The sequence below is a fragment of the Laspinema palackyanum D2c genome (genome assembly GCF_025370875.1).
GTDB lineage: Bacteria > Cyanobacteriota > Cyanobacteriia > Cyanobacteriales > Laspinemataceae > Laspinema > Laspinema palackyanum.
The window spans coordinates 1-24,049 of sequence record NZ_JAMXFD010000032.1 but is presented as its reverse complement, the minus strand read 5'-3'; the positions used below and the strand labels follow the sequence as shown (position 1 = coordinate 24,049).

Here is a 24,049-nt window from a genome sequence, read left to right as displayed (position 1 = left end):
CGTGAGCTTTCATCACGCCCCTTTGGATGTCCTCCAGTCCCCAAGCAGGTACTTCAGTCGGCAATGGTGGGTGTCACGGCTTGCGCCTTGACACAAGAGCAACGACTGAAGTCGTTACTACGAACGGGGAGAACGACTGAAGTCGTTACTACGAACGGGGAGAACGATTGAAGTCGTTACTACAAACTTTCTCCCCATCCTCCCCATCTCTCTTACCCTAGAGCTTCGTCCCGCATTCAGGGCAGAAGTGATTGGTGGAGGCATTTTTTGCCCCACAATTGCTGCAATAAACTAACTCAACCTGTAAGTCTTTTTTCTTGAGTTCGGGTAAACCTATCATTTGAGCATTACTCTTACCCGGGGCTACCATTGGATAGCAGTTTTCGTTGCGGGTAACATGGACATCGAGGACAAAGGGTCCATCATGAGCCAGCATTTCAGCGATCGCATCCTGGAGTTCGTCCCGGGTTGATACCACCTTCCCTTTCATGCCATAAGCCTGACAGAGTAACGGAATATCCGGCATCCCAATCTCCATGTTGGACGAGGAGTAGCGTTCCCCATAGAAGGTTTCTTGCCACTGACGGACCATCCCTTGCCAGCCATTATTGATAATGACAATTTTGACTTTAATGCCATACTGGGCGATCGTCCCCAGTTCTTGCAGGTTCATCTGGAAGCTGGCATCGCCACTGATACAGATGGTTTGGTGATCCGGTAGTGCTACTTGGGAACCCATCGCCGCTGGGACTCCAAACCCCATTGTGCCTAATCCGGCGCTGGAAATCCATCGACGGGGGCCATTTTTCAGGAACTGGGCGGCCCACATTTGATGCTGTCCCACATCGGTGGTGTAGTAGGCATCTGGTGCTTGCCGTCCCACTTCTACGATCACCTCTTGGGGAGAGAGGGCGGTTTCTGGATGAGGCACTAACAAGGGATAATCCTCCCGCCAGCGCTCAATTCGTCCTAACCATTCTTTCGTTTGATTGGCATCGGTAATATCCCCGGTTTCCCGCAGGCGACGCAACAGATCCATGAGCACTTGCTGCACGTCTCCGACGATGGGAACTTCGGGTCCCCGGTTTTTACCCACCTCTGCGGGGTCGATATCGATATGAATGACTTTGGCGCGGGCGGCAAACTCATCCAGCTTGCCGGTAACGCGATCGTCAAAACGAGCACCGACGGCAATCAGCAAATCGCATTCGCTTACGGCAAAATTTGCGTAGGCGGTGCCATGCATTCCTAACATTCCCAAGGACAAAGGATGATGTTCCTCAAAGGCTCCTATGCCCATTAGGGTGGTGGTGACTGGAATCTGAAAATGTTCGGCGAGTTCTTTAATTTCGTGATGAGCACTGGCGGCGATCGCGCCTCCACCGACATACAGTAAGGGTTTTTTGGCTTGGCGAATTAACTCGATCGCCTGATTAATTTGCCGGGGATTCCCTTTCACCGTCGGTCGATATCCCGGTAATTTAATACTCCCCGGTTCCACGGGCACATAGTCAAACTCTTCTAAACCCACATCTTTAGGGATATCAATCAACACCGGACCGGGTCTGCCGGTACTGGCAATATGAAACCCTTCGGCGATAATCCGCGCCATATCCCGAGGGTCGCGCACCACATAAGAATGCTTGACAATCGGTAAGGTAATTCCATAAATATCCGTTTCCTGGAAGGCATCCGTGCCGATGGCCGCCCGGGGTACCTGTCCGGTAATAATCACCATTGGAATCGAATCCATGTGGGCCGTGGCAATCCCCGTGACTAAATTCGTTGCCCCCGGGCCGGATGTCCCAAAGCAAACCCCCACCTTGCCTGTGGCGCGGGCATAGCCATCTGCCGCATGAGAGGCTCCTTGTTCATGGCGAACTAAAATATGCTGGACATCCCCTGCGGCTTCAAACCGATACAGTTCATCATAAATCGGTAAAATCGCCCCTCCTGGATAGCCAAAAATATGTTTGACTCCGTGACGCTTGAGACTATCCATCAACGCATAAGCGCCGGTTCTACGAGTGGGAACCACGACGGGTTTTGTTTTTCTGTCTGATCTGCTTTCTGAAAGCATGGGCAAACCTCATGTACTCTATGGGAATAGTTGTAAATCCCCCGCTCTTTAGACCGGGGAAGAAAAATAACTCAAGGGAGTAGCTATTTCCCGGCCTCTTGAAGAACGGGTTACGGACGCTACTATAAAAGTTTCTATTTTCATCATGCCTTAAGAGTTAATGAAATATGATGTTTTTTTATTGAGATTTTAGCTCTAGCTTCTCATTTAGTTGACTTCAACCCACTGTGGCCCTTATCTAAGCCCTCTATTTTTTACCCAACCCCTGAGTCCATCATATCGGAGCCCGTTCTGGCCCCCTCCCGCCATCCCAGGCGAACCCCACCCAAGACAGAGGGCAGGGGACCCGAGGTGCAGGTCACTGGATGAGGGCATAGAGCTAGGGGCCTAGGGTTTGAACTGAACCGTTACCTTGTCAAATTAACCGACTTCAAGCCACTGTAGCGAAGGGATTTCTGTTGGAGGCGGTTGAGAGACTGAGGAGACAGCACTTTCTTTATGACTGCGGGGCAGTTGGCGAATATTACTCGGTTGGTTAGACTCGAAGGGAATTTCAATGGTAAACTCGGTGCCGCGATTGGGGTGCGACTCACATCGAATGCGTCCGTGATGTTTTTTGACAATAATTTCATAGCTGATTGCCAATCCCAATCCCGTTCCTTGTCCCACTTCCTTGGTGGTGAAAAAGGGGTTAAAAATTTGGGTTTGAAGTGCGGGGGGAATTCCTATCCCATTATCTGTAATCCGAATCGTCACTACCCCGCCTTGAAGTTGAGTTTTAATGCTGATTTTCCCGGGAACCGTCTCACCGTTATCGGAAATGGCTTTTCTGGGAGAGCGTTGCTGGCGATCGCTCACGGCATCGATCGCATTGGACAACATATTGATAAACACCTGATTGAGTTGTCCCGGATAACAATCGATCGCGGGTAACTCTCCATACTCCTTGCTTAGCTCAATCTGATTCTCCTCCAGGCGATGTTGTAGCATCACCAGGGTGCTTTCAAGCCCTTCATGGATATCTGCCGGTTTTCGGTCCGATTCATCCATTCGTGAAAAATTACGCAAATTTACTACAATTTCCCGAATGCGATCGGATCCTCCTCGGATGGAAGAGATTAAGCGAGGCAAGTCTTCTCGAATAAATTCTAAGTCTAGGGATTCCCTAAAATCTTGAATCGTAATCGGTAGCTCGGGAAAGGTTTGTTCGTACATTTCCACTAAGGTTAATAATCCTTCGGCATATTCAATAAAATGAATCAAATTCCCCGAAATAAAACTGATAGGGTTGTTGATTTCATGGGCAATTCCCGCCACCAGTTGCCCTAGACCGGACATTTTTTCACTTTGAACTAATTGCGCTTGGGTTTGTTTGAGATTATCTAGAGCTTCGGTTAGTTCTTGGGTGCGCTCTTGGACCCGCAATTCTAACTCTTTATTGTACTGTTGGGTTCGCTCGAATTCATAACCTTTGCATAAATTATGATAAGCATTAGAGTGGTAACGCAGTCGAGCAACTAGCTCAATTTTGTCCGGGATTTTAATTAAGTAATCATTGGCCCCTGAAGCAAAGGCTTGGGCTTTTTTTTGGGGTTCTTCCTTTGTGGAGAGGACCACGATGGGAATATTGCGAGTCCCTGGATTAGCTTTAAAGAAGCGCAGGAGCATCAACCCATCAATCTCCCCCATCACTAAATCCTGTAAAATTACCGTGGGCTGAATTTGAGTGGCGAGTTGAATGGCTTGATCCGGGTCGGTACAATAACAAAATTTAATATCTTTTTCCGTTGCCAGCATCCGCCTAATGGCTTCACCGACAATCGGCTGATCGTCTATTAATAAAATAGATACAGGTTGGTCTGAAAGTTCTCTACTCATTGCTGTTTCCCGGAATCGGACTGGAAATTTAGGGTTGGAAAGTAAAGCGATCGCGTGATTCACTTTGATTAATTCTTCACTCGTGACCCTTGATTGCATTTAGGCTCCTAAAATAAAATGGCTCACCCATTGATGGGGTTAGGTTAAATTTTCATGGAATGGACGATCACCCGGGAGTCGTAGAGGCACTCTATTGTCATTTATTGTCATTCCCCTTCTTTTCATTTTTTATACTCCACTATCCTATGTCATCTATCTTTAGGCTTAAAAATATCAACGCCAGTTTCCCTTTGAACTCTCAATCTGGAGAACTGAAGAACAGAGGGGTTCAGCTTTTGTAGATGTTGCGCTGATGAGAGAACAGTAGTAACAATGACTACTGAATTTTGTAAACTTATCATAGAATGGAGTCCAGAGGTAACTTTTATTCGGTGGACAGGGCACAGCTGAAAAAGTTTCCAGTCCATTCCCTCTATTCCCCTGTTGAGCAATCTGATCCAGGGGTAAAGTACAGGGAAAACCAACCGGGGTTCTGTACAAAATGTTACCCCTTTCTCCGAGCCCAGGGGGTACTTGTCGGTTGGCCCAACCTCAGCACCCCTCAAGGGTTCAGACTCCCAACCGGACGCCTTTCTTCTTGGAGTTTAAGACAAAAAAACCACTGGAAATAGCCGAATTTGGTATAAGTGGCTGTTTCCAGTGCAACCCGGATTCTTGTCCGGGAGATTGCAAAACCGTATCCAGGCCCGAGGGTAAATCACTCCCAAACCTAACTCAGAAACTGGATGACTGATTAGAGACTCAGGAGTTTTAGCCCGATCGCCTCGGGAGTCAAACTTTCTTGCACTGCTCCCAATTCGACCGCAGCTTTGGGCATTCCATAGACGATACAACTGCTGGCATCTTGGGCGATCGTTTGCCAACCGGCCGATCGCAAGAGACTTAATCCTATTGCTCCATCTCGTCCCATGCCGGTGAGCAACACCCCTAATCCTTGCCCTGGCCAGTTTTCAGCCAAACTTGTAAAAAAAACATCCACCGAGGGACGATAGGGATTACTCCGGGGATGTTTAGTATAGCCCAGGGTGCGATCGGGGCGCATGAGGAGATGATCGTTGGTTGCGGCGACGATGATTTTACCGGGTTGCGGGGTCATTCCCTCTTGAGCCAAATCGATTTTCAAGCGGGTTTGCTGGGATAACCACTGGACAAAACTGGCGGAAAACTGGACATCGATATGCTGGACGATCGCCACGGCTATTCTAAAATCCTGGGGTAACTGAGACAAAATCTTGGAGATCGCCGTGGGACCTCCCGTAGAAGCGCCGATCGCCACCAGGGAGGGATAGGGTTGAGTCGGATAAGACCACTTGGCAGGAATCGGAGTTCTGGGCTTTTTGCTGAGGGGTTTACCCAGCAATTTATGAACCGTCCTAATTTTTTCCAGGAGGGTTTCTCCCCCTTCGGCATTGCCGTAGTGTCCCAGAATTGGAGTAATCACTACATCTAGCGCGCCATATCCGAGGGCTTCAAATACTTTAGGTAAGTGAGTGTTAATACTAGAGGTGACCAGCAATATGGCACAGGGACAACGACCCATAATTTGGCGAGTTGCCTCTACCCCATCCATCACCGGCATGAAGACATCCATTAAAATGAGATCCGGTCGCACCGAGGTACATTTATCCAGGGCTTCCGCCCCATTCCGGGCCACCCAAAGCAGTTCATAATCCGGCACTGATGTTAAGACGCGCCGTAAGGCTTCTATTGCCAACAGCATATCATTAACAATAGCAATTTTCATATAAGAGAGTTTAAGGTATTGTAATGAACAAATTTTGAAATTTCTCCTATTATATCTAAATTCCCCTCTTTTTCCTTAAATTATTTTTTTAATAAATAACTCAGGCTAAGCATGATTTTTAGGGTCAATTTAAAATAATCCGCTCACCTCGGACTCAACAAGCGTGACTAAATTGCCGATAGTTTCTCCGGTAGATGTTGGCATGGTGGTACTACAGTCATCCACAAAGCCCCCTGTCTGGGCGACAGGAAAGAGGTTTTCCGGCAATGCTGCTCCGAGATTCAGTCCTCCAGTGCGCTGATCCCAGCGATCGCCTCGATCCCGGAGCGATCAACTCTCATCCGCCGTCCCGATCATATCCATGACCGCATTTAAAAAGGTATCATCATGAAAACTACTTTTTGTCAAGTAATAATTTGCCCCCGCTTCTAACCCTAAAAGCCGGTCTTCTTCCCGGTCCTTGTAGGACACAATAATCACCGGAGTAGACTTCAATTTTGCATGGCTTTTCAGGTGGTTAACCAGCTCAATGCCATTCATTCTGGGCATATCAACATCGGTAATAATTAGGTCATATTCCCCGGTTCTGGCGGCATTCCAAGCATCAATACCATTGACCGCGATATCGACTTTATAGCCTTTATTTTGCAACAATTTACGCTCCATTTCTCGGACCGTAATCGAATCATCAACCACCAGAATTTTTTTATGATGTTTGGACTCTTTGACTTGGGTATCCTGGGTAATTTGACTTAACCGGCCACTACTGAGAAGCAGATCCAGCGATCGCACTAAATCTTCCACATCAATAATTAAAACGGGAGACCCATCTTCCATTAATGCTGCCGCACTAATATCTCGGACCTTGCCCAGACGGGAGTCTAGGGGGCGGACCACCAAATCTCGCTCACCGAGGAAGCGATCGACCACTAAGCCATAATAGTTGCTGCGATCGCTCATCACAATCACCGATAACAACTCCTCATTCAGTTCACTCTTTTCTAATTCCAGAACTTGATGAGCACTCACCAGACTAACATTTTGACCATTAAGGCTAAAATATTGCCGGTTTTCCACAACAAAGAGTTCCCCCCGCTTAATCTGAACAATCCGATCAATTCGGGCGAGAGGAACCCCGTAGGGTTCTGCCGAAATTTCCACTAACAGGGTGCGAATCACCGAGAGCGTTAAGGGCAATTGCAGATGAAAACGGGTCCCTTTTCCCAGTTCAGACTGAGCACGCAATAACCCCCCGACTTCTTGCATCATGCCCTTGGCAATATCTAACCCGACACCGCGTCCAGAAATTTCAGTCACCTCCGTAACCGTGGAAAAGCTGGGTAAAAATAAAAATTCCATCAGTTCCGTATCGGTGAGCTGATGGGCAAACTCAGGATTGACCAATTGATTAGCAATCACCTGTTGCCGGACCTCGGCTAAATTGATGCCTCGACCATCATCAGAAATTGTAATCAACAGCATTCCACCGCGATGAACCGCTTCGAGGCGCACAGTTCCTTCCGGGGGTTTTCCTTTCTCAATCCGTTCCCGGGGTGATTCGATCCCGTGGGCGATCGCATTTCGCAAAATTTGAGTCAGGGGAGCTTCTAGCTTCTCTAAAATATCGCGGTCAACCTTGGTAGATTTGCCCATGATTTCAAAATTTACGGACTTCCCTAGTTGTTTAGCTAAGTCTCGCATCATGCGCGGAAACCCCGCAATCCCTTCAGCAAAAGGTCTCATGTGACTGTCAATTACTTCCCGATAGAGACGGTCGGAAAGGTTAGCAAAACGACGGGAAAAAAGTTCGAGTTCGTTGATGCGATTCGTGAGAATTTCTAAGCATTCTTTTTGATGAATTTGAGCGCTTTCTATGTGAGTTTTTGCCAATTGACTCCTTTGAGGGTCGCTCAATGAACTTTCTAATTTTTCTAGGGTTTTTGATAATTCGGTCTGGTGTTTTTTGAGTTTGAGTAGGGAATCGGCAAAGGGTTGTAACCAATTGGCTTCAATCAGGGACTCCCCGGCTAGACCCATTAATCGATTTAAGTTGTCTGCACTTAAGCGGACGACGCGATCGCCACTGGAACCAGAGGAGGAAGGGGATTGCGCCCTCACCGTTGGAGGCGGTGCAGTGTCTGGAAAAGGAACCAGGAGCGGGGAAGGGGGGGGGTCAACGGGGTTATCCTGCGGTTCAGGTGGGGATGGGGGTTCCGGCTCGTGAGCGCCCAATTCTGGGGGAGCTGGGGGAGCTGGGGGAGCTAGGGGAGCTGGGGAGGCAATCTCCTGGATTTGGCTGGCGATCAGGTCAATTTCCGGCTGATGGTGCTGCATCCAGCCTTTTAACTCCGGTTCCCTCACCTTGCTCATACTCAAGAGCAGGTCCACGGCGGAAAGTAGCACATCAATATGGTTTTCTGAAACCACGATTCGACCTTCCTTGGCGGCTACAAAATAGTCCTCCATCCGATGAGCAATCTGGACCGCTTCCTCAATTTGAACAATCCGGGCCGCCCCTTTAATCGAATGAGCACCCCGCATTAACGCTTCGAGTTCTTGGCCGGACTGACTGTGATTTTCTAGGCTTAATAAATTTTCATTTAATAGAGCCGATTGGGTTTCAACCTCCATCCCGAATAAATCGAGCATGGATAATTGACTTAAATCTTGTTCATGGTGTTTCACAAAATCCTCCGTTTCAGAGTAGAAAATACAAATTCTTCATCCAGGTAATTTACTTTTTTGTCTTGCCAGTTTACAATGTATTGAGTATAAGTAATCGGGGCTTTGGAAACCACCGCTGGGACTTCTTCAATCAAATGGCGATCGCATCGGTGAATTCCCTCAATTTCATCTACGGAAAAGACCCAGATATCTCCTTGAATATTCACAACGACCATACGGGAATAAACCGTCCGCGTCAAATTCCCTGGACCGTTTAACGGTTTCGGATAAGTGCCTGGGGGTTCCAACCCTAGGAGATTTCTCAGAGAAATGCAGGGCAAAAGTTCCCCTCGAATATTCACTAAGCCCAGGAGAATTTCGTTAGTTCGGTGGGGTAAGGTATGAATGGTGCAAGGCTGAGTGATTTCTTGGAAGGTAGAGGCGGCCAGGGCTAACCATTCTACCCCGAGGCGAAAGATCAGCAGAGAAAGTGGGTCAAAGAATTCCGCTGTCGCTCGTTGTAGTTGGGGAAGGGTCTGGCGATCGCTCGTTAGGGTTGAGGGGGTTTGAGCGAGTAAATCCGTCCATTCAGCCCGGTAGTTTTCTGGGGCGTCCCGTTCCAATAAACTGCGACCGGCACTGGTATAAACAGGGCAGTTTCGGCAATGGATGACTGTATTGAGTTCGGGACAAGAGCGATCGCCCTCTATTCCGATTTGGTTCCAGCACTTTTCAGTCATAGAGCAACTCTCCATGAGGGGGATAATTTTGCACAGGAGTAATAGTCAGATGCTCGGTCATACTCCATACGGTACTGATAAGTCTATAAAAACGAGCCGCGTCAAGCGGTATTTTTAGGGGCCTGCGCATTGCGCCTCTACAATCCGTTTTTATAGACCTTTAAATACCGTATGGAGTATCATAAGGAGTCGGATGACCCCGGGACGAGAAACCGGGTTTCATTGCCCTTTCTGGGTTAAGAATTGGCAATAATTTTCTCCAAAAACCCGGGTTTTATCATCAGCAATACCCAGACTTTCGGGTTTTTACAAAAATGCGGTCAACCTTACTCCGTCAACTTGACAGGTGTTGGGTTTCCATCGCTCTCCCCTCTGTGTGAGTGAGAGTTGGGGTTCGGCCTCAACAACCTCCTGGGGTCAGGGAGGGGAGCAGAAATAGCGCCGATCGCCCCTTAGATTTGCACCTTGAAAAACGAGATTTCTCGTTGCAATCCTTGAGCGGCTTCATTTAATTGCTCGATCGCCCGATTGGTATCCCGCAGAGATTGGGCCGTTTGTCGGGAGGCTTCACTCAGTTGAACCATTGCATCACTAATTTGTTGAGCCCCTTCCGATTGATCCTCCATACCTTTAGTCACCGCATCAAATCGGGGAGTCAGACTTTGAACCCGCTCAATAATCTTACCAATTTGGCCGCTGATGGTGCGAACATCCTCAACCCCTCGGCTGACTTCTGTGGTGAATTTATCCATTTCCATCACCCCAGTGGAAACAGCCGATTGCATATCTTTGACCATACTTTCAATATCCAACGTGGCGATCGCCGTTTGGTCCGCCAGTCGCCGAATTTCCCGGGCAACCACCGCAAAACCTGTGCCATATTCCCCCGCTTTTTCAGCTTCAATCGCCGCATTGAGAGAGAGCAAATTAGTCTGATCCGCCACTTTGGTAATGGTAGTCACCACACTATTAATGTTATTTGCTTTTTCGCTAATCACCCCCAATTTGGCAGAAATCGAAGCGGTAGCATTAGCTAATTGGCGCATCGTCGTTTCCATGCGAACAATTTCTTGTTGCCCGGTTCCGGCAGCAATTGCCGTTTGTCCGGCGAGTTCCCCGACTTGATCCATTGTTTTAACTAATTCGCCAGAGGTGGCCGCAATTTCTTTAGCCGTGGCGACGACTTGGTTCGTCGAAGCCACTTGTTCTGTCACCGTCGCTTCTAATTGTTTGCCCGATGCTGCAATTTCTGTAGTGGAACTGGTGATTTGAATTCCCGAATGTTGGACCTGACGAATTAAGGAATTTAACTTTTGGGTCATCTGAGCAAAAGCAACCGTTAACCGGCCAATTTCATCCTGAGTTTCCGTCACCTTCACCTGGGTGGTCAAGTCTCCGGAGGAAATCTTTTCCGCGACTCGAACCACCCCGACAATTTTGGCCCCGAGGGGTTTGGCGATCGTGTTGCTAAAATACAGGCCAAAAATGATGGCAGTCAAGGGACCGAGGAGCATTCCCAGCATGACCCAAAAACTACTTTGAGCCACATCTTGTTCGGCCTGTGTGACCACTTGGGCAGCCACCTCTTGATTGTATGCTACGACCTCTTGCAGGGTTTCTTCTGCCGCTTGATAGGCCGGAATATTGATGCGAGCGCGTTGGGCATTCATGCTTTCAAGAACCTCAGCGGCGGCTCTAGCCGTTGCCATTTGGGGGCTATTACTTTGTCGGGCTTCCCATAACTGGATTTGAGTTTCCCAGGGCTGGAAAATCCCGTATGCTTCAAACTCTTGATTGAGTTGAAGGAAGTTTTCATGGAGTCCTTTCCACTGATTCCATGCCTGCATAAACTGGTTATAAAGGCGGTCTTCTTCTGGGTCTTTATTGAGGATATTGCTATATTCAGCAAATCCTTGATTAATTTGTTGCCATGCTCGATTGATTCTTTGTTTGGCAATAGTTCGGCGATCGCTGGTACTGCGGGGATTGAGGAGTAATCGTTCTGCGGCCTGAATTTGGGTCTGACCTTCTTTGATTTTCCATAAGGCGATCGCGCTCGGCATGGCGTTACCTGTAATGGTGTCGAGGCGATTACTTAACCGATGATTTCCCCCCCAACCGACTAGGGCTACAATTAATACAATTAAGCCCATAAATATAAAAGCCGCCAGCATTCGAGCTTGCAAAGAGAGATTCCGAAACATTCTGTTTTTCCTTTGGTGTTGAAAGGGTTTGGATGGGTCTATTAATCTTTACCCCGGAATGAGAGTGTGCTATTTCTCCTGAGAGTTGAGCAGTCTTTGAATCCGCTGTCTAAGGGTACTGGCATGGGTGAGATCTCCTTGAGATTCTTTGAGCAAGAGCAGATGTGTCAAGGCTTCATAGTGATAGGGTTGGAGGTAAACGGCTTTTTCCCAACATTGTTCGGCACGCTCAGACTGTCCTGCGCCTTGGCGGATTTCACCTAATAAGACATAGGCATTGGCATCGGTGCGATGTTGACTGAGGTAAGTTTCGCATAGCTGGGCGGCTTCATACAATTGTCCGACATCCGCTAGATGTCTAGCCTGCATCAGAAGGGACTCAGGGATTGGCTGGGGTGAGGAAGGGGTGTTCGCGGCGATCGCCTCGGAGCTTGGAGGATGTTCTCTTCTGGCTTCTGGGGGGAGTTCCGCAGAAGAAGGGAGTGAGGATTGGGGTGGAAATCCAGGAGAGTCAGAGCGCGGGGGAGTTGGCGGGGGAACCTGGAAGGAAGAGTATTCAGGCTCATCCCCTGGGACATAGAAGCGAGCGGTTCCATCGCTTTTTTGTCGCTTGCGGTAGGCAAAAGTCATGGAATGGCGCAGGGAGATGAATCGCTGCTCAATCATCGGTCCGGCTTCAGCAGAGCCAACAAACAGCAGTCCAGAGGGAGATAATAACCGATTTAACACTTGCAAGGCGCGATCGCGAGCCGCAGGTTCCAGATAAATTAATAAATTCCGAAAAAATATAATATCATAAAGCGGTTTTCCATACAAAAAAAGGGGTTCTAAAAGATTGCCCTGGATAAAATTTACGGTCTCCTTAACTGCCGCTGAAAGTTGATATCCCGGCGCGGTTTCCTCAAAATAGCGGTGGCGAAAGCCTAAATTTTTACTCCGAAAGGAATGCTCTCGATAGAGACCTTGTTTAGCTTTAGCTTGGGCTTTTTGACTGATATCAACGGCGTCAATCGCAAACCTATTCGGAGGTAACCCTGCATCTAGGAGCATCATCGCGAGGGAATAAGGTTCTTCTCCCGTTGAGCAGGGAACGCTTAACAGGCGGAGAATACCTTCTCGGTGGTGGGGTAACCACTCGAACAGGACGTAACGCCGGAGAAACTCAAAAGATTCAGGCTCCCGAAAAAACCAGGTTTCAGGCACAACGGTCTCCTCAATTAGGGCCTGTAATTCCTGGGGAGAACAGAGCCATACATCGAGATAGGTGGTTACATTCTCAACCCCACAAACCTGCATCCGGTCTCGAACGGCTTTGACGATCGCCTGAGAGCCTAGGGTTTTCGGGTCTAATCCGCTCGTATTGCTGAGTTTTCGCTCAATTTCGTCCCAAACCATTGCTATTCAGTCTCCCCAATTGGCGATAGGAATGCTTGTGCTTGCTGTGAAAGTAAATAATCTAGGCGCAACTGCTGGATTGTCCCTTTTTCTTCGTCCATGATGATTTTGCCCAAATAGGCTGCATTTTCTAAGTGAATCCCCTCTCCCTTAAATTGAGATTCCGGGACATTCACCGTATCAGTCACTCGCTCGGCCATTAATCCAATCAGTTGCTCATTCTGGTGGTTTTGCTGATACTTAACCAGAATAATCCGAGTGCTTAAGCAAGAGCGAGAAGAACTCCCTTGAATCAAATGACATAAATCGAGAACTGGAACAATGCTCCCTCGGTAATTAAACAATCCCGCCATATATTCTGGGGCGTGGTATAGTTTTCTCAACTCCACCAGGGGAATGACTTCTACGACCTGGGAACAGCCTAGGGCATACCGATCAGGCCCGACATAAAACAGTAACATTAACATTGTTGAATTTGAGCCTCAACCGGCAACAGAGGAATAGGGGATAGAAGATCCGGATCTCATCAATTGTAGCGTTCCCCCTTTCAGACTGAATCCTCGAATCCCTCCTCAAGTAACAAGAGAGTAACCCGACTTCGGTGCCTGAAGGGCAATTCAAAAATTCCTATTTTCCCGATAAACCGTTTAGTTTGGTTACGCGCTCAATTGTGTAACGACCTCTGCGGTGTTAGCGCCCTTAAAGCGGTCTAATCCGCACACTGGGATTTAATACTCATCCTCCATACGGTATTTAAAGGTTTATAAAAACGGATTGTAGGGGCGCATTGCGCCCCTACAGATACAGATTGACGCGGCTCGTTTTTATAGACTTATCAGTATTGCGAAATGGAGTATCATCCCCAATCTGAGGGTCAATAGTCGGTTTTTTCTCGAACCCACCCGATCGGGTGCGGGTTTTTGCTCAATGTAGGGGCGATTCGGGAAGGATGCCCCTACATTCTAGGGTTGGGTCTCCAAAGGCCGCGTAAGTTCTGGAAAAAACCCCGTTCTCTTCCCCCTAGCAGGCAGCAGAAAACGGGTTTCTTGCCTACAGAAATCTGCTAGTTGCTACAGTGTTTCTGAAGAAACCCGGTTTCTAATCCCTCGGGAATTTAAGCGGTGGTGATATACCCCTTATCTTTGAGATATTGCAGCACCTTGGCGATACTTTCTGCCTCGGTTTCGTCTTTAGTAGAACATACAATATCCGGATTGAGGGGAGCCTCATAAGGGTCATCAATGCCGGTAAAGTTTTTAATTTCCCCAGCGCGAGCTTTTTTGTAAAGCCCCTTGACATCGCGTTCTTCGCAGACTTCCAGAGGCGCATTTACATAAACCTGAACGAAGTCACCAATCCGATGGCGGACTTCTTCGCGGATTTCACGGTAAGGGGCGATCGCTGACACCAAAACAATCACCCCATTGCGGGTTAATAAATGAGAGACAAAACCGATGCGGCGAATATTTTCGTCGCGGTCTTCTTTACTAAAACCCAGTCCCTTCGTCAGGTTTTGGCGAACGATATCTCCATCGAGAATTTCGAGTTGATATCCTTGCGATCGCAGTTCTTTCTCCACTCCCTGGCTAATGGTAGTCTTGCCTGCACCGCTCAAACCTGTAAACCACACCGTGACACCACGCTGTTGCATTTTGACTTAACTCCAGATATTGTGCAATAAACGATTGTTTCTCAACCACCCTTCAAGGCTTTTCGATTGTACAGAAATTTGTCCCCCCTGTTAAATCGCTAATTCCGGGGGTCAGTGATTTGATTGCCACCGCTTTTAAGGATTCAATCTTCGGGGACCCATTCTAAGGGGCAGTCCAGGGTTTGAATCAGAGGACCCAGAGCATGGGAACCACTGACGAAAATTTTCTCCGGTCCTGGGGTCCCCAACCCACTCAGATAACTGCGGATTCCCTGCTCGTTGAGGGCAGTTTTCGCCGCGATTCCCATAGAAACGGCACGACGAGAGACTTCCTCTAAAATGTCTGTGGCTAAGGCGCGATATCCTTCCATCATCGAGATCTGCAAGGTCCGACGGGACCCAATTCCCAACCAACCATTTTCTCCCAAGTCCCGCATCAGGTCATCGATCGCCTCGGGATCAATGACAAAGGTAATGCTTAAGAAGCAATCGGCTTGTTTGGCTTCCTCAAAGGCAAGATGGAGCGCTTTTTCATAACCATACGGGTTGGTCAATACGAGTAAAATTTCCTTCATGTCAACCCCTCAATCCGACTAAGGGCCAATAGAATTGGCTAATGCCCAGAAATACCACAATCGAAATAATATCCAGCCAGACTCCCCAGCGCAGGACCGCCAGAGGACGAACATAGCCACTACTCACGGCGATCGCCAAGGCCGGGGTACTCACGGGCAGCATAAACCCCAACCCAGCGGGAATCACGACCCCCAGGGTCATGGCACGGGGTTCAATCCCATATTTTTGGGCCAGGGCCAGGGCCACGGGTAGAATCACCGCTACAGCAGCAGAATTGCTCATAAATTCAGTCATTGCCAAGGCGATCATGGTGACGGCAGCGAAGATTAGCAACGGGGACTCAATTCCAAAACCCAAGAGGAGTTGGGTGAGTGCGGAAGCGGCCCCGGTATCATTGAGGGCCGCCGACAGGGCGATCGCACTGCCATACATGATAAAAATCCCCCAGTTGACATCTTCTTCGACCTCACCCCAATGTGCCACTCCCAGAATAAACGTTAAGATGACTCCCAACAAGGCAATCACATCTAAACCCCAGCGATCGCCTAGGGTGATCCATAACAAAATGGTCACGATTAAGATTCCTGCGGTCATAATTTCCCGGCGAGAAATCTCCCCAAGTTGCTGATTGCGCTTTTCTAGGAACCGGCGCGCTGTGGAGAGGGAGACTTGTTCGGTTTGTCCCACTCCCTGGAGGACGAAAAAGGCGATCGGTAACAGTACCAGCACCACTGGAGCCACAAACAGGGTCCATTGGGCAAAGGAAATGGTTTGACCTGTGGTATTTTGGAGAATTCCCAAGGCTAGTGGTCCCCTAGCCCCCCCAAGGAGGGTAGTATTTGAGCCAATCACGACGCCCCAGGCGAGGGATAAAAAGGCCGCGACCCCAAAGCCTTTGCCCGGTTTGGCTCCAGCCGCCCGCACCACCTCTAAAATAATGGGAAATAACATGGCTGCCACGGCATGAGCACTAATAAAACAAGACATCAGGGCCGAGAGTCCTAAAATGGCCGCGAGAATCTGGCGCTGGCTGTTTCCATATCGGGTGACTACCGCTAAGGCAATCCGGGTACTGAGTCCCGATCGCATGATGGGACTGGCGAGAATGAAAGCCCCGAGAATGAAAAACACCGCCCGGTTGCCAAAATAGGCGTAGGTTTCCTGGGCGGAAATTGCTCCACTAAAGGGCAGCAAGAACAGGATGACGATCGCCGTAACCGGCAGAGGCAGCAGGGTGGTCCCCCAGGAAAAGGCGGCTAAACCAAAGACGGCAAAGGCGCGTTGGGCACTGGGTTCAAACCCGGGAAGGGGGATGAGTAAGAGGGTGACATAAATCGCCACGGCGATTAAGTAGCCGATCCAGCGATGTTGAAAGAGTTGCGAGCGTTGCAATAAGGCGCTGATGCGCTTGGAGATAAACCCAAAATACTGTTTTAGGCCCATATTTGGTATTCAAAGGGGTGAAGCGCGGTGTTGATGGGAGTCGGTTGAAGTCGCTGGCGATCGGCCAGGAGAATACAGAAGGCTGGACGAGAACGAGTGGGGGATTTCCGACACATTCCGGCTATTATAGGCGATCGCTTTCCCGGTTCTAAACATTTTTCGCGGGGGACTCCTGCTCGGATTCGGTGTCAATGGATTTTAGGATGGATTTAGATTGGCCTCAATCTGGTTATGAGATAATTACAGAATGGAAAAAAAGGTCCGTACTGTCTTTAATTAAGGGCTTTCCGGACTCCTGAGCAGAGGCTGCGCCCAGGCCATCCCAGCAGACCAGAACCCATTACCCAGGTGCTGTTTATGGTTCGTTTGAGCGAGCGCGCGTTTGATATTCTCCGTGCCGAAATCGAAAAATCCAGTGGGACCGATGCCGCCAGCCAAATCCAGCGGCAGATGTAAGCTTTGCGGGTTATAGATTAGAGTGCTATACCTATCGGATAAGAAGGCTATTTTTACGGAGACATAAGCATATTTTGACTTAAAAATCTGCTACATATTATGGAGGCGATCGCCACAAGGCTAAACGCCAAAAAGCCAGTTTTTAAAGAAATCAGTTGCGTAGGCTTTATCTCCATTTAGTTTCTTTTTTATAGTCTAAATTCTCTAGTTAACTGGAGAGTCAAGCCCTAATTTGCGGCGTGCGGATGCGGGCTTTTGGACTTACCCGGCAAGTTTCTCGCAACTTCCCGGCAGCACTCACTTCTAAGCTTTTCCCGAAAAAATGAAATCAGGATGAAATCGACCAACCGAATTAGACAGAATTAGACAGAAATATTATTTATACCGTTAGGAAGATGCAATCGCGCCTCGCAACTTGTTAATCTGAGAGGGGGACAAGACAGCTAGACCGATTGCTGTACAAGGGATAGAGCGTTTAGTCATTGCCGAAAATGCAGAAAAAATACTACTCAGGCAGGAAAGAAAAAATACCACAGCATAAAAATGCAAGTGGTCATCGAATCAAGAAACTAAAGAGATTATTTGCCTAAATTTTGGACCGGGCCATTGCCATGATTTCAACTTGTTTAAAAAAAGCCAGGTCCATTTTAATCCAGAAAACGTCATTGGCATTCCCTTGGCGGCAGGAATTGCAGCACCGTTCGGCATTATCTTATCGCCTGCTGTGGGTGCAGTCCTGATGAGCATTTCGACGGTTATTGTTTCAATTAATGCCATGTTGTTACGGCGCGTGCGTTTGCATGATTAGGTATAGAAGAGATTGTGAATCGCTTACCCAAGATATTAATATTTGAGAGTTAAATACGGTACAACAAAATGCAAGTCAACAAATCTCATCAGTCTGTGGTTCTTGAAAAAGAGGCCGCAAAAAAATTGAAATTTGGCAAGAATAGTGGGTTTAAGACAGAACTAAAACGAAGGGTTGACGAACTTTTTCAAAATCCTGATCGCAAGGCTCGTGATTGTCCACAAATGTATGCGAAAACTATTATCTTGTTGTTTAGCTTTTTCGGATTATATTCTCTATTAGTTTTGGTAGCTCAGACATGGTGGCAGGTAATTCCCTTGTGCATTATGCTCGGTGTCGTTACCGCAGGCATTGGTTTTGGTATTCAACATGATGGCGCACATCACGCATATTCCGATTCGCTATGGGTTAATAAGCTCATGGCGATGAGTTTAGATTTGATTGGCGGCAGTTCTTATCTTTGGCATTGGAAGCACGATGTTCTCCATCATACTTATACCAATATTGCTGGTTATGACAAGGATTTGGATGTGGGAATTTTTGGGCGACTTTCTCCTTCTCATCCGCACTTAGCCTTCCATCGTTGGCAACATTATTATTTGTGGTTGTTGTATGGATTTTTAGCGATTAAGTGGCATTTTTATGATGATTTTTATTGTCTGATCGCTGGCAAAATTGGCGATCGCCGCTATCCACGTCCTAAGTCTAGTAATCTAGTGATATTTTTTGGTGGCAAACTGGTATTTTTCGCGCTTGCCTTTGTGATTCCCTTACAATTTCATGGGCTATGGCAAGTTTTAGCGAGCTATGGATTAGTAGCTTTCACCTTGGGAGTAGTGTTGAGCGTAGTATTTCAATTAGCTCATGTGGTCGAAGAAGCCGATTTCCCATTACCAATTGCCGAGTTGAGTCTCATTGAGAAAGATTGGGCGGTGCATCAGCTCGAAACAACGATAAACTTCTCTCGGAATAACCATTTTATGACATGGTTTATGGGTGGATTGAATTTTCAAATTGAGCATCATTTATTTCCCAATATCTGCCATATTAACTATCCTGAAATATCTAAAATCGTGGAGCATACTTGTCGAGAATATGGAGTGAGATATAACCAACATATTTCTTTTTGGTCAGGATTATCATCCCATTATCGTTGGCTACGAAAAATGGGAACTACTTTTAGATTTTTTGAGCCTTTTTCGGCAAGAGCGATCGATAATGGTTCCGATGCCCCAGGCACAATCTTAAATGATTGCAGTGAATAATTTCGTCTGCAACTTTTTGTTTTTTACTAATATTTGAGAGTTAAAAACATGACAGATCATCAATCTGATAATTTATTCCCAATCGAAAAACTTGACGATTTGATTCGTCCTTTTATTGTGCCACCAGAACGAAAAATTTCTCTTGCCAAAGACTACGATCCAGGCTATAAAGCCGATCACCTCAAAAAGTCGAAAGCTAAAGGTCAATTAAAGGAAGGTATTGATGCGTTAGCTGAATATCAGGATGTTCTCTATGCCGAAAACACCCATGCTGTGCTAATCATCTTTCAGGCTATGGATGCGGCGGGAAAAGATAGTACCATCAAGCACGTTATGTCTGGGATTAATCCTCAAGGATGTCAAGTGCATAGCTTTAAAGCTCCATCTACGCAAGAGTTAAACCATGACTATTTGTGGCGATGTTCTAAGGCTTTACCCGAAAGAGGACGAATTGGCATTTTTAATCGTTCTTATTACGAAGAAATTTTAGTAACAAGAGTACATCCAGAAATCCTAGAGCAGCGATCTCTCCCGGTTAGCATAACTGATAATGATATTTGGAAGCGCCGCTTTCAGGAAATCAACAACTTTGAGAAGCATCTGGTCAATAATGGAACGATCATCCTCAAGTTTTTTCTAAATGTATCTAAAGAGGAGCAGAAAGACCGTTTTTTAGAACGGATTAATCGCCCTGAAAAGAATTGGAAATTCTCTGAAAATGATGCAAATGAGCGTAGCTTTTGGGATGACTATATGGCTGTCTATGAGGATATGTTCAATCACACCAGTACAAAATATGCCCCTTGGTACATTATCCCCGCCGATCATAAATGGTTTACTCGTCTGGTTGTGGCGGGGATCATTTACACCCAGTTGAAGGAACTGAATCTCAAATATCCTACGCTTAGTAAAGAGCAACATCAAGAGCTTTTGAATGCGAAGAAAATTCTGGAGAGCCAGAAATAAGGATGAGAATTGGTTGATTTTAGCGATCGCCAATGGTTTACTCGCCTTGTAGTAGCTGGCATCATTGACACCCAGTTTATTCTATTCCCTTCTTCCCCTTCTTTCCCGACGCCCTAGCCCCTAGCCCCTAACCGCTGAAAGCGGTTGCTATACTATCGATGAAATACGCTAAGTTAGCTAAACTGTGGGACTCATTAAATTCCAGTTTCTGGTTTGTGCCAACCCTGATGGTGTTGCTGGCGATCGCCCTTTCCTTTATTACCATCTGGATTGACCACAGGCAAGAAGCCACTATCATCGAAAACATAGACTGGGCTTATTCTCTAGGGCCTAATGGTTCACGGGCCATTCTTTCTGCGATCGCGGGTTCAATGGTGACTGTTGCTACCACTGCCTTTTCTATTACAATCGTGGCACTTCAGCTTGCCTCTTCCCAGTTTGGGCCGCGCTTGCTGCGGACCTTTATGCAAGACACGGGCAACCAAATTGTACTGGGAACTTTCATTTCCACGTTTGTGTATAGCTTGATGGTGCTGCGAACGATCAATGGGGTGGAAAAAGATGAGTTTGTCCCTCACCTGGCAGTGACCATCGGCCTTGGCTTGGCGATCGCCAGTGTTGGCGTATTGATTTACTTTATTCATCATTCAGCCTCATCAATTCAGGTCGATCAGATCATAAAACAAGTGGGGTCTGATCTTGATGTTGCGATCGATCGGCTCTTTCCTGACAGAATTGGACGGAATACATCAAAGCATCTAGAGGAGGAGAGCCTAGCCGCTATTCCTGCTGACTTCGATCGAGTTGCCTGTCCTATTAAGACTATCGCCAGTGGCTACATTCAAACGATTAATGACAAGCAACTGATGCAGATTGCGACAGAGAATAATCTGTTATTGCGGGTTCAGCAGCGTCCTGGTCGCTTTGTGGTAAAAGGAAGTGAAATTGTACGGGTCTTTCCTGAAGAAAAGGTAAACAAAAAGCTTGCAGTCCAGATCAACGAGGCTTTTGTTCTCGGTTCACAGCGCACAGAGCAGCAAGATGTGGAGTTTCCCATCGACCAACTGGTTGAGATTGCAGTACGCGCCCTTTCTCCAGGTATTAATGATCCGTTTACTGCCATCCGCTGCATCGATCAACTGAGCGCGGCTCTTTGTCATTTAGCCCAAAGAGAAATTCCTTCTCCCTATCGCTACGATGACCACAATCAGCTTCGGATCATCGCTGAACCGATCTCGTTTGCGGATGCGACGGATGCGGCTTTCAACCAGATTCGGCAGTATGGAAAGTCGAGTGTTGCGGTGACGATGCGTTTGTTAGAGGCGATCTCGGCGATCGCGCCTTTTACTCACCGAATACCAGACCGAACCACACTACAGCGTCATGCCGATATGATTGAACGCGGTAGCCAGGAAGGAATTGCGGAGGAGTTAGACTACGAAAATGTGAAGGAGCGGTATCTGGCTGCGGTGAAAGCGATCGGTCAAGTTTAATCAAGAAGAAGAAGGCGATCGCTTGTTGTGGGGATGAGATTGAAGGAGGCGATCGCTTATTGATTATTAATCTTTAGCGGTCGCCTATAGCTTCTCGGAACTCATCAACGAAGCAAATAAATCATTTTTGATTGCCTAATCTGGGCTAAAAACAGACAATTTTAATAAGCGTATCTGCTTCGGTATAATGTCGGCATTCATGTGCGCGACTTCCCCGTGAGGTGAACGCTTTGTTAGGCGAATATTTATTGCCGATTCACTGCTGAACCTCAATCAGGTCTTGTTCATTTAAAAATTGAAAAAAACGATCATGAATATTTTTACTTCTTGTAATCACCTGGTTTTCGTCAAACTCCTTCAACTCAATAATATTGTTAATTTCATGAATTTGGCTTGGGTCTTTACATTTCCCACGACGCTGTATACCACTATATATTTTCTTCTTATCTTCAAATCGGTAATCAGATGCTCTTATATTTATACTTTCTTCCAGAAGTATTTTATTCCCCAAGGATTCAAGATTGCTCTCGTTTTTTAAACCACCTTCGATATCTTGTCGCTTTCTCGAATAGATATGTTCGATATCGAATCCTTGCTTCAAATCAAGGAGTTTTTGTTCTGGGAAAGAATGGGCATACCAAGTTATCATGGAGCGTGTAATTGACCTTTTGTTCGTAAATGTATAATTTTCAAATTGAGCGCGAGATTGAGTCTCATTAAACTTATACTTTGAAAAAGTAGCGATTGACCCATTAACAATGGTAATCATTTCATCGTACACAGGAGTACGAAGGGCATTTACTCCAGGATTAGTTATTGCGTATGCAAATATAAAAGCCGTAATTCGATCAAGGAAAGTGCCAAAAGCGCTTTCCTCCAGAAGACCTTCGCTGTTCTTGTTTTGCAAAAAATAGACAGATGTAATATTTTGCCACATTCCATTTGGAGCAAAATGTAGTACAAACAGTTTTTTAAGAATGCTATCCGAGAATCGTCCTTTGTCTTGAAGGATGATACTTTTCCAAAAAATAGCCAGTGTTTTTAGATCACCTATAGTATTTTCTTTCTTTAAGTATTGATATTTATTCCGTTCATAAAACTTTCGCAGTGATTCCGTAGTTGAACTTTTATTTCCTTCTTTTGCTCGCAGAAAATACATATATCGAGAAAATAGATCATCCATTGGTGTACCACTTATTGGATGAAACACTGTATTTGATAATTCCTCAAGTTCTTTCCAGTCCTTGATAAATTCATCTTTCTTATTGGAGTCGCTAAAGTATTTATAAAACTGGGCTTTAAAAATATCAGCATCTGAAAGTGGAAGACCCCGATCGTTTAGTGTCGAAAAAATTCGTAATGCCGTATCTTGGGACTCTGCCTCAATAGGTAAAAGAATACAGTTGTCTAAAATTCGAGTAGGAAAATATGGGAAATAACTAGCAAAACCTTGTAAAAAATCTTCTATTTTATTTTGAAAGAATTTGTAATTTTGAACGTATTGACTCTTGGCGCCAGCCTTTATATCGCCAGTCCTTAGCAGGTCAAGAAATTCATCTTTGTCGTTGTCGGTAGCTACTTCGGAGTCTATTTTTAATAGTGATTTGTCTGCGCTACCAAAGGTGTCAGTTTTCCATATACACTTCTCAATTCGTTCCCTAGTACGCCTAGAATTTATGTCCTGCATATTTGAAAATTTGTCATAAAAGGCACGAAGGATTAATAATAGTGTAGTAAGTCGCTGTTGCCCGTCAATCACCTCTGACTTCCCATTTTCATTTTTAAATGTAACTATTGATCCAAGAAAATATTCTTCTTCGTCACGGTTGAATTCATCACAATTATTATTGGGAAAAGAAAATAAAAATAAGTCATCCCAAAGAGTTTGACATTGTTGATCATCCCAAGCATATGGTCTTTGGTAATCAGGGATGAGGAAGTCAGATTTTTTGTGCGACAATAAGTCAAATATGGACTTTTGATCAACATTGAGTTTCGACATTTATGTCCTCTGTTTTCGGCTAACGGACTAATTGAGTTCCAGAGAAATTTTACTCTTCACCAGAAGACTACGCTTTTGCCCACACCAATGATGTGTTATGCACTGATCACCTCAAAAATCATCTATTAAAGGCGATCACCATTACCATAATTCGTAATATCTAGGCGATCGCATCAACATTCATCTCCATAAAGTGCGATCGCCGATCTTTTAGCTTGGGTTAAGGAACGCAACCCAACGAGAGAAAATGATAACCTCACTGTGGGTTACTGCGTACCGACTCAAGTTTTATCACCGATCTGGTAGGAAAATTATAACTCTGTTTTTGGCTAATTGTCAAGTCACCACGATTACTTGTTCTGATGAAGCACAATATCCTCAATTATCTATCTGCTAAAGGGTTTGCGGTATGCGATCGCTATTATTGTGAGTCTTGATTTTTGGGGCGATCGCTTAACGATTATTTGTCTTTGCATCGGGACACATTCTGAAAGGAATTGCCAATAACTTCTCGGTACTCAACAACGAAGCAAACCATTATTGACTACTCCCCGGTCTTAAGACGCGGGTGCGACTCGTTCGCTAGAAACCAATACTAGCAATAGATTGGGGGATTAGCGGCAA

At 46.4% G+C, this 24,049-nt stretch carries 16 protein-coding genes; 4 read left to right on the top strand and 12 right to left on the bottom strand.

What is annotated here, in order from left to right; all coding sequences use genetic code 11:
• Positions 1–217 precede the first annotated feature (217 nt).
• From ilvB to NG795_RS24720, 11 genes are all read right to left on the bottom strand, one after another.
• Entirely contained in the window at positions 218–2,080 is a 1,863-nt protein-coding gene (ilvB, locus tag NG795_RS24770; RefSeq protein WP_367291288.1) for a biosynthetic-type acetolactate synthase large subunit, read from the bottom strand.
• A gap of 420 nt (positions 2,081–2,500) precedes the next feature.
• Complete coding sequence (locus tag NG795_RS24765) at positions 2,501–3,958, bottom strand: hybrid sensor histidine kinase/response regulator (RefSeq protein WP_367291287.1); 1,458 nt, start codon at positions 3,956–3,958, stop codon at positions 2,501–2,503.
• Positions 3,959–4,751: 793 nt separating this feature from the next.
• A complete protein-coding gene (locus NG795_RS24760; RefSeq protein ID WP_367291286.1) occupies positions 4,752–5,762 on the bottom strand; it encodes a chemotaxis response regulator protein-glutamate methylesterase in 1,011 nt (336 codons plus the stop codon).
• A gap of 330 nt (positions 5,763–6,092) precedes the next feature.
• Complete coding sequence (locus NG795_RS24755; RefSeq protein ID WP_367291285.1) at positions 6,093–8,447, bottom strand: hybrid sensor histidine kinase/response regulator; 2,355 nt, start codon at positions 8,445–8,447, stop codon at positions 6,093–6,095.
• Positions 8,444–9,166: a chemotaxis protein CheW gene (locus NG795_RS24750; protein ID WP_367291284.1), complete on the bottom strand. Its 723-nt coding sequence runs from the start codon at positions 9,164–9,166 to the stop codon at positions 8,444–8,446. The genes NG795_RS24755 and NG795_RS24750 overlap by 4 nt, the downstream gene beginning before the upstream one ends.
• Positions 9,167–9,618: 452 nt before the next feature.
• Positions 9,619–11,370 (bottom strand): methyl-accepting chemotaxis protein, encoded by a 1,752-nt coding sequence (locus tag NG795_RS24745; protein ID WP_367291283.1) that lies wholly within the window; start codon positions 11,368–11,370, stop codon positions 9,619–9,621.
• Positions 11,371–11,439: 69 nt separating this feature from the next.
• Positions 11,440–12,765 (bottom strand): CheR family methyltransferase, encoded by a 1,326-nt coding sequence (locus NG795_RS24740; protein WP_367291282.1) that lies wholly within the window; start codon positions 12,763–12,765, stop codon positions 11,440–11,442.
• A gap of 2 nt (positions 12,766–12,767) precedes the next feature.
• A complete protein-coding gene (locus tag NG795_RS24735; RefSeq protein WP_367291281.1) occupies positions 12,768–13,232 on the bottom strand; it encodes a chemotaxis protein CheW in 465 nt (154 codons plus the stop codon).
• A 647-nt stretch (positions 13,233–13,879) separates the two neighbouring features.
• Positions 13,880–14,416 (bottom strand): adenylyl-sulfate kinase, encoded by a 537-nt coding sequence (gene cysC / locus NG795_RS24730; protein WP_367291280.1) that lies wholly within the window; start codon positions 14,414–14,416, stop codon positions 13,880–13,882.
• A 143-nt stretch (positions 14,417–14,559) separates the two neighbouring features.
• On the bottom strand, positions 14,560–14,991 hold the full coding sequence (locus NG795_RS24725; protein ID WP_367291279.1) for a hypothetical protein: 432 nt from the start codon (positions 14,989–14,991) through the stop codon (positions 14,560–14,562).
• 1 nt (position 14,992) lies between these two features.
• Positions 14,993–16,435 (bottom strand): SLC13 family permease, encoded by a 1,443-nt coding sequence (locus NG795_RS24720; protein ID WP_367291278.1) that lies wholly within the window; start codon positions 16,433–16,435, stop codon positions 14,993–14,995.
• A gap of 1,078 nt (positions 16,436–17,513) precedes the next feature.
• Here NG795_RS24720 and NG795_RS28470 point away from each other — a divergent pair.
• The 4 genes from NG795_RS28470 to NG795_RS24700 all read left to right on the top strand — a co-directional run bounded on the left by NG795_RS28470 (position 17,514) and on the right by NG795_RS24700 (position 21,423).
• Positions 17,514–17,699 carry a hypothetical protein gene (locus tag NG795_RS28470; protein ID WP_436836087.1) on the top strand — a complete coding sequence of 62 codons (186 nt, stop codon included), beginning with the start codon at positions 17,514–17,516 and terminating at the stop codon, positions 17,697–17,699.
• A 68-nt stretch (positions 17,700–17,767) separates the two neighbouring features.
• Positions 17,768–18,964, top strand: a complete 1,197-nt coding sequence (locus tag NG795_RS24710; protein ID WP_367291277.1) for a fatty acid desaturase family protein — start codon at positions 17,768–17,770, stop codon at positions 18,962–18,964.
• 48 nt (positions 18,965–19,012) lie between these two features.
• Positions 19,013–19,930, top strand: coding sequence for a polyphosphate kinase 2 family protein (locus tag NG795_RS24705; RefSeq protein ID WP_367291276.1), 918 nt, complete (start codon positions 19,013–19,015; stop codon positions 19,928–19,930).
• A 158-nt stretch (positions 19,931–20,088) separates the two neighbouring features.
• Positions 20,089–21,423: a DUF2254 domain-containing protein gene (locus NG795_RS24700; protein WP_367291275.1), complete on the top strand. Its 1,335-nt coding sequence runs from the start codon at positions 20,089–20,091 to the stop codon at positions 21,421–21,423.
• 256 nt (positions 21,424–21,679) lie between these two features.
• On the opposite strand, the gene NG795_RS24695 is transcribed toward NG795_RS24700, so the two are convergent.
• Positions 21,680–23,425, bottom strand: a complete 1,746-nt coding sequence (locus NG795_RS24695) for a DUF262 domain-containing protein (RefSeq protein ID WP_367291274.1) — start codon at positions 23,423–23,425, stop codon at positions 21,680–21,682.
• Positions 23,426–24,049: the final 624 nt, after the last annotated feature.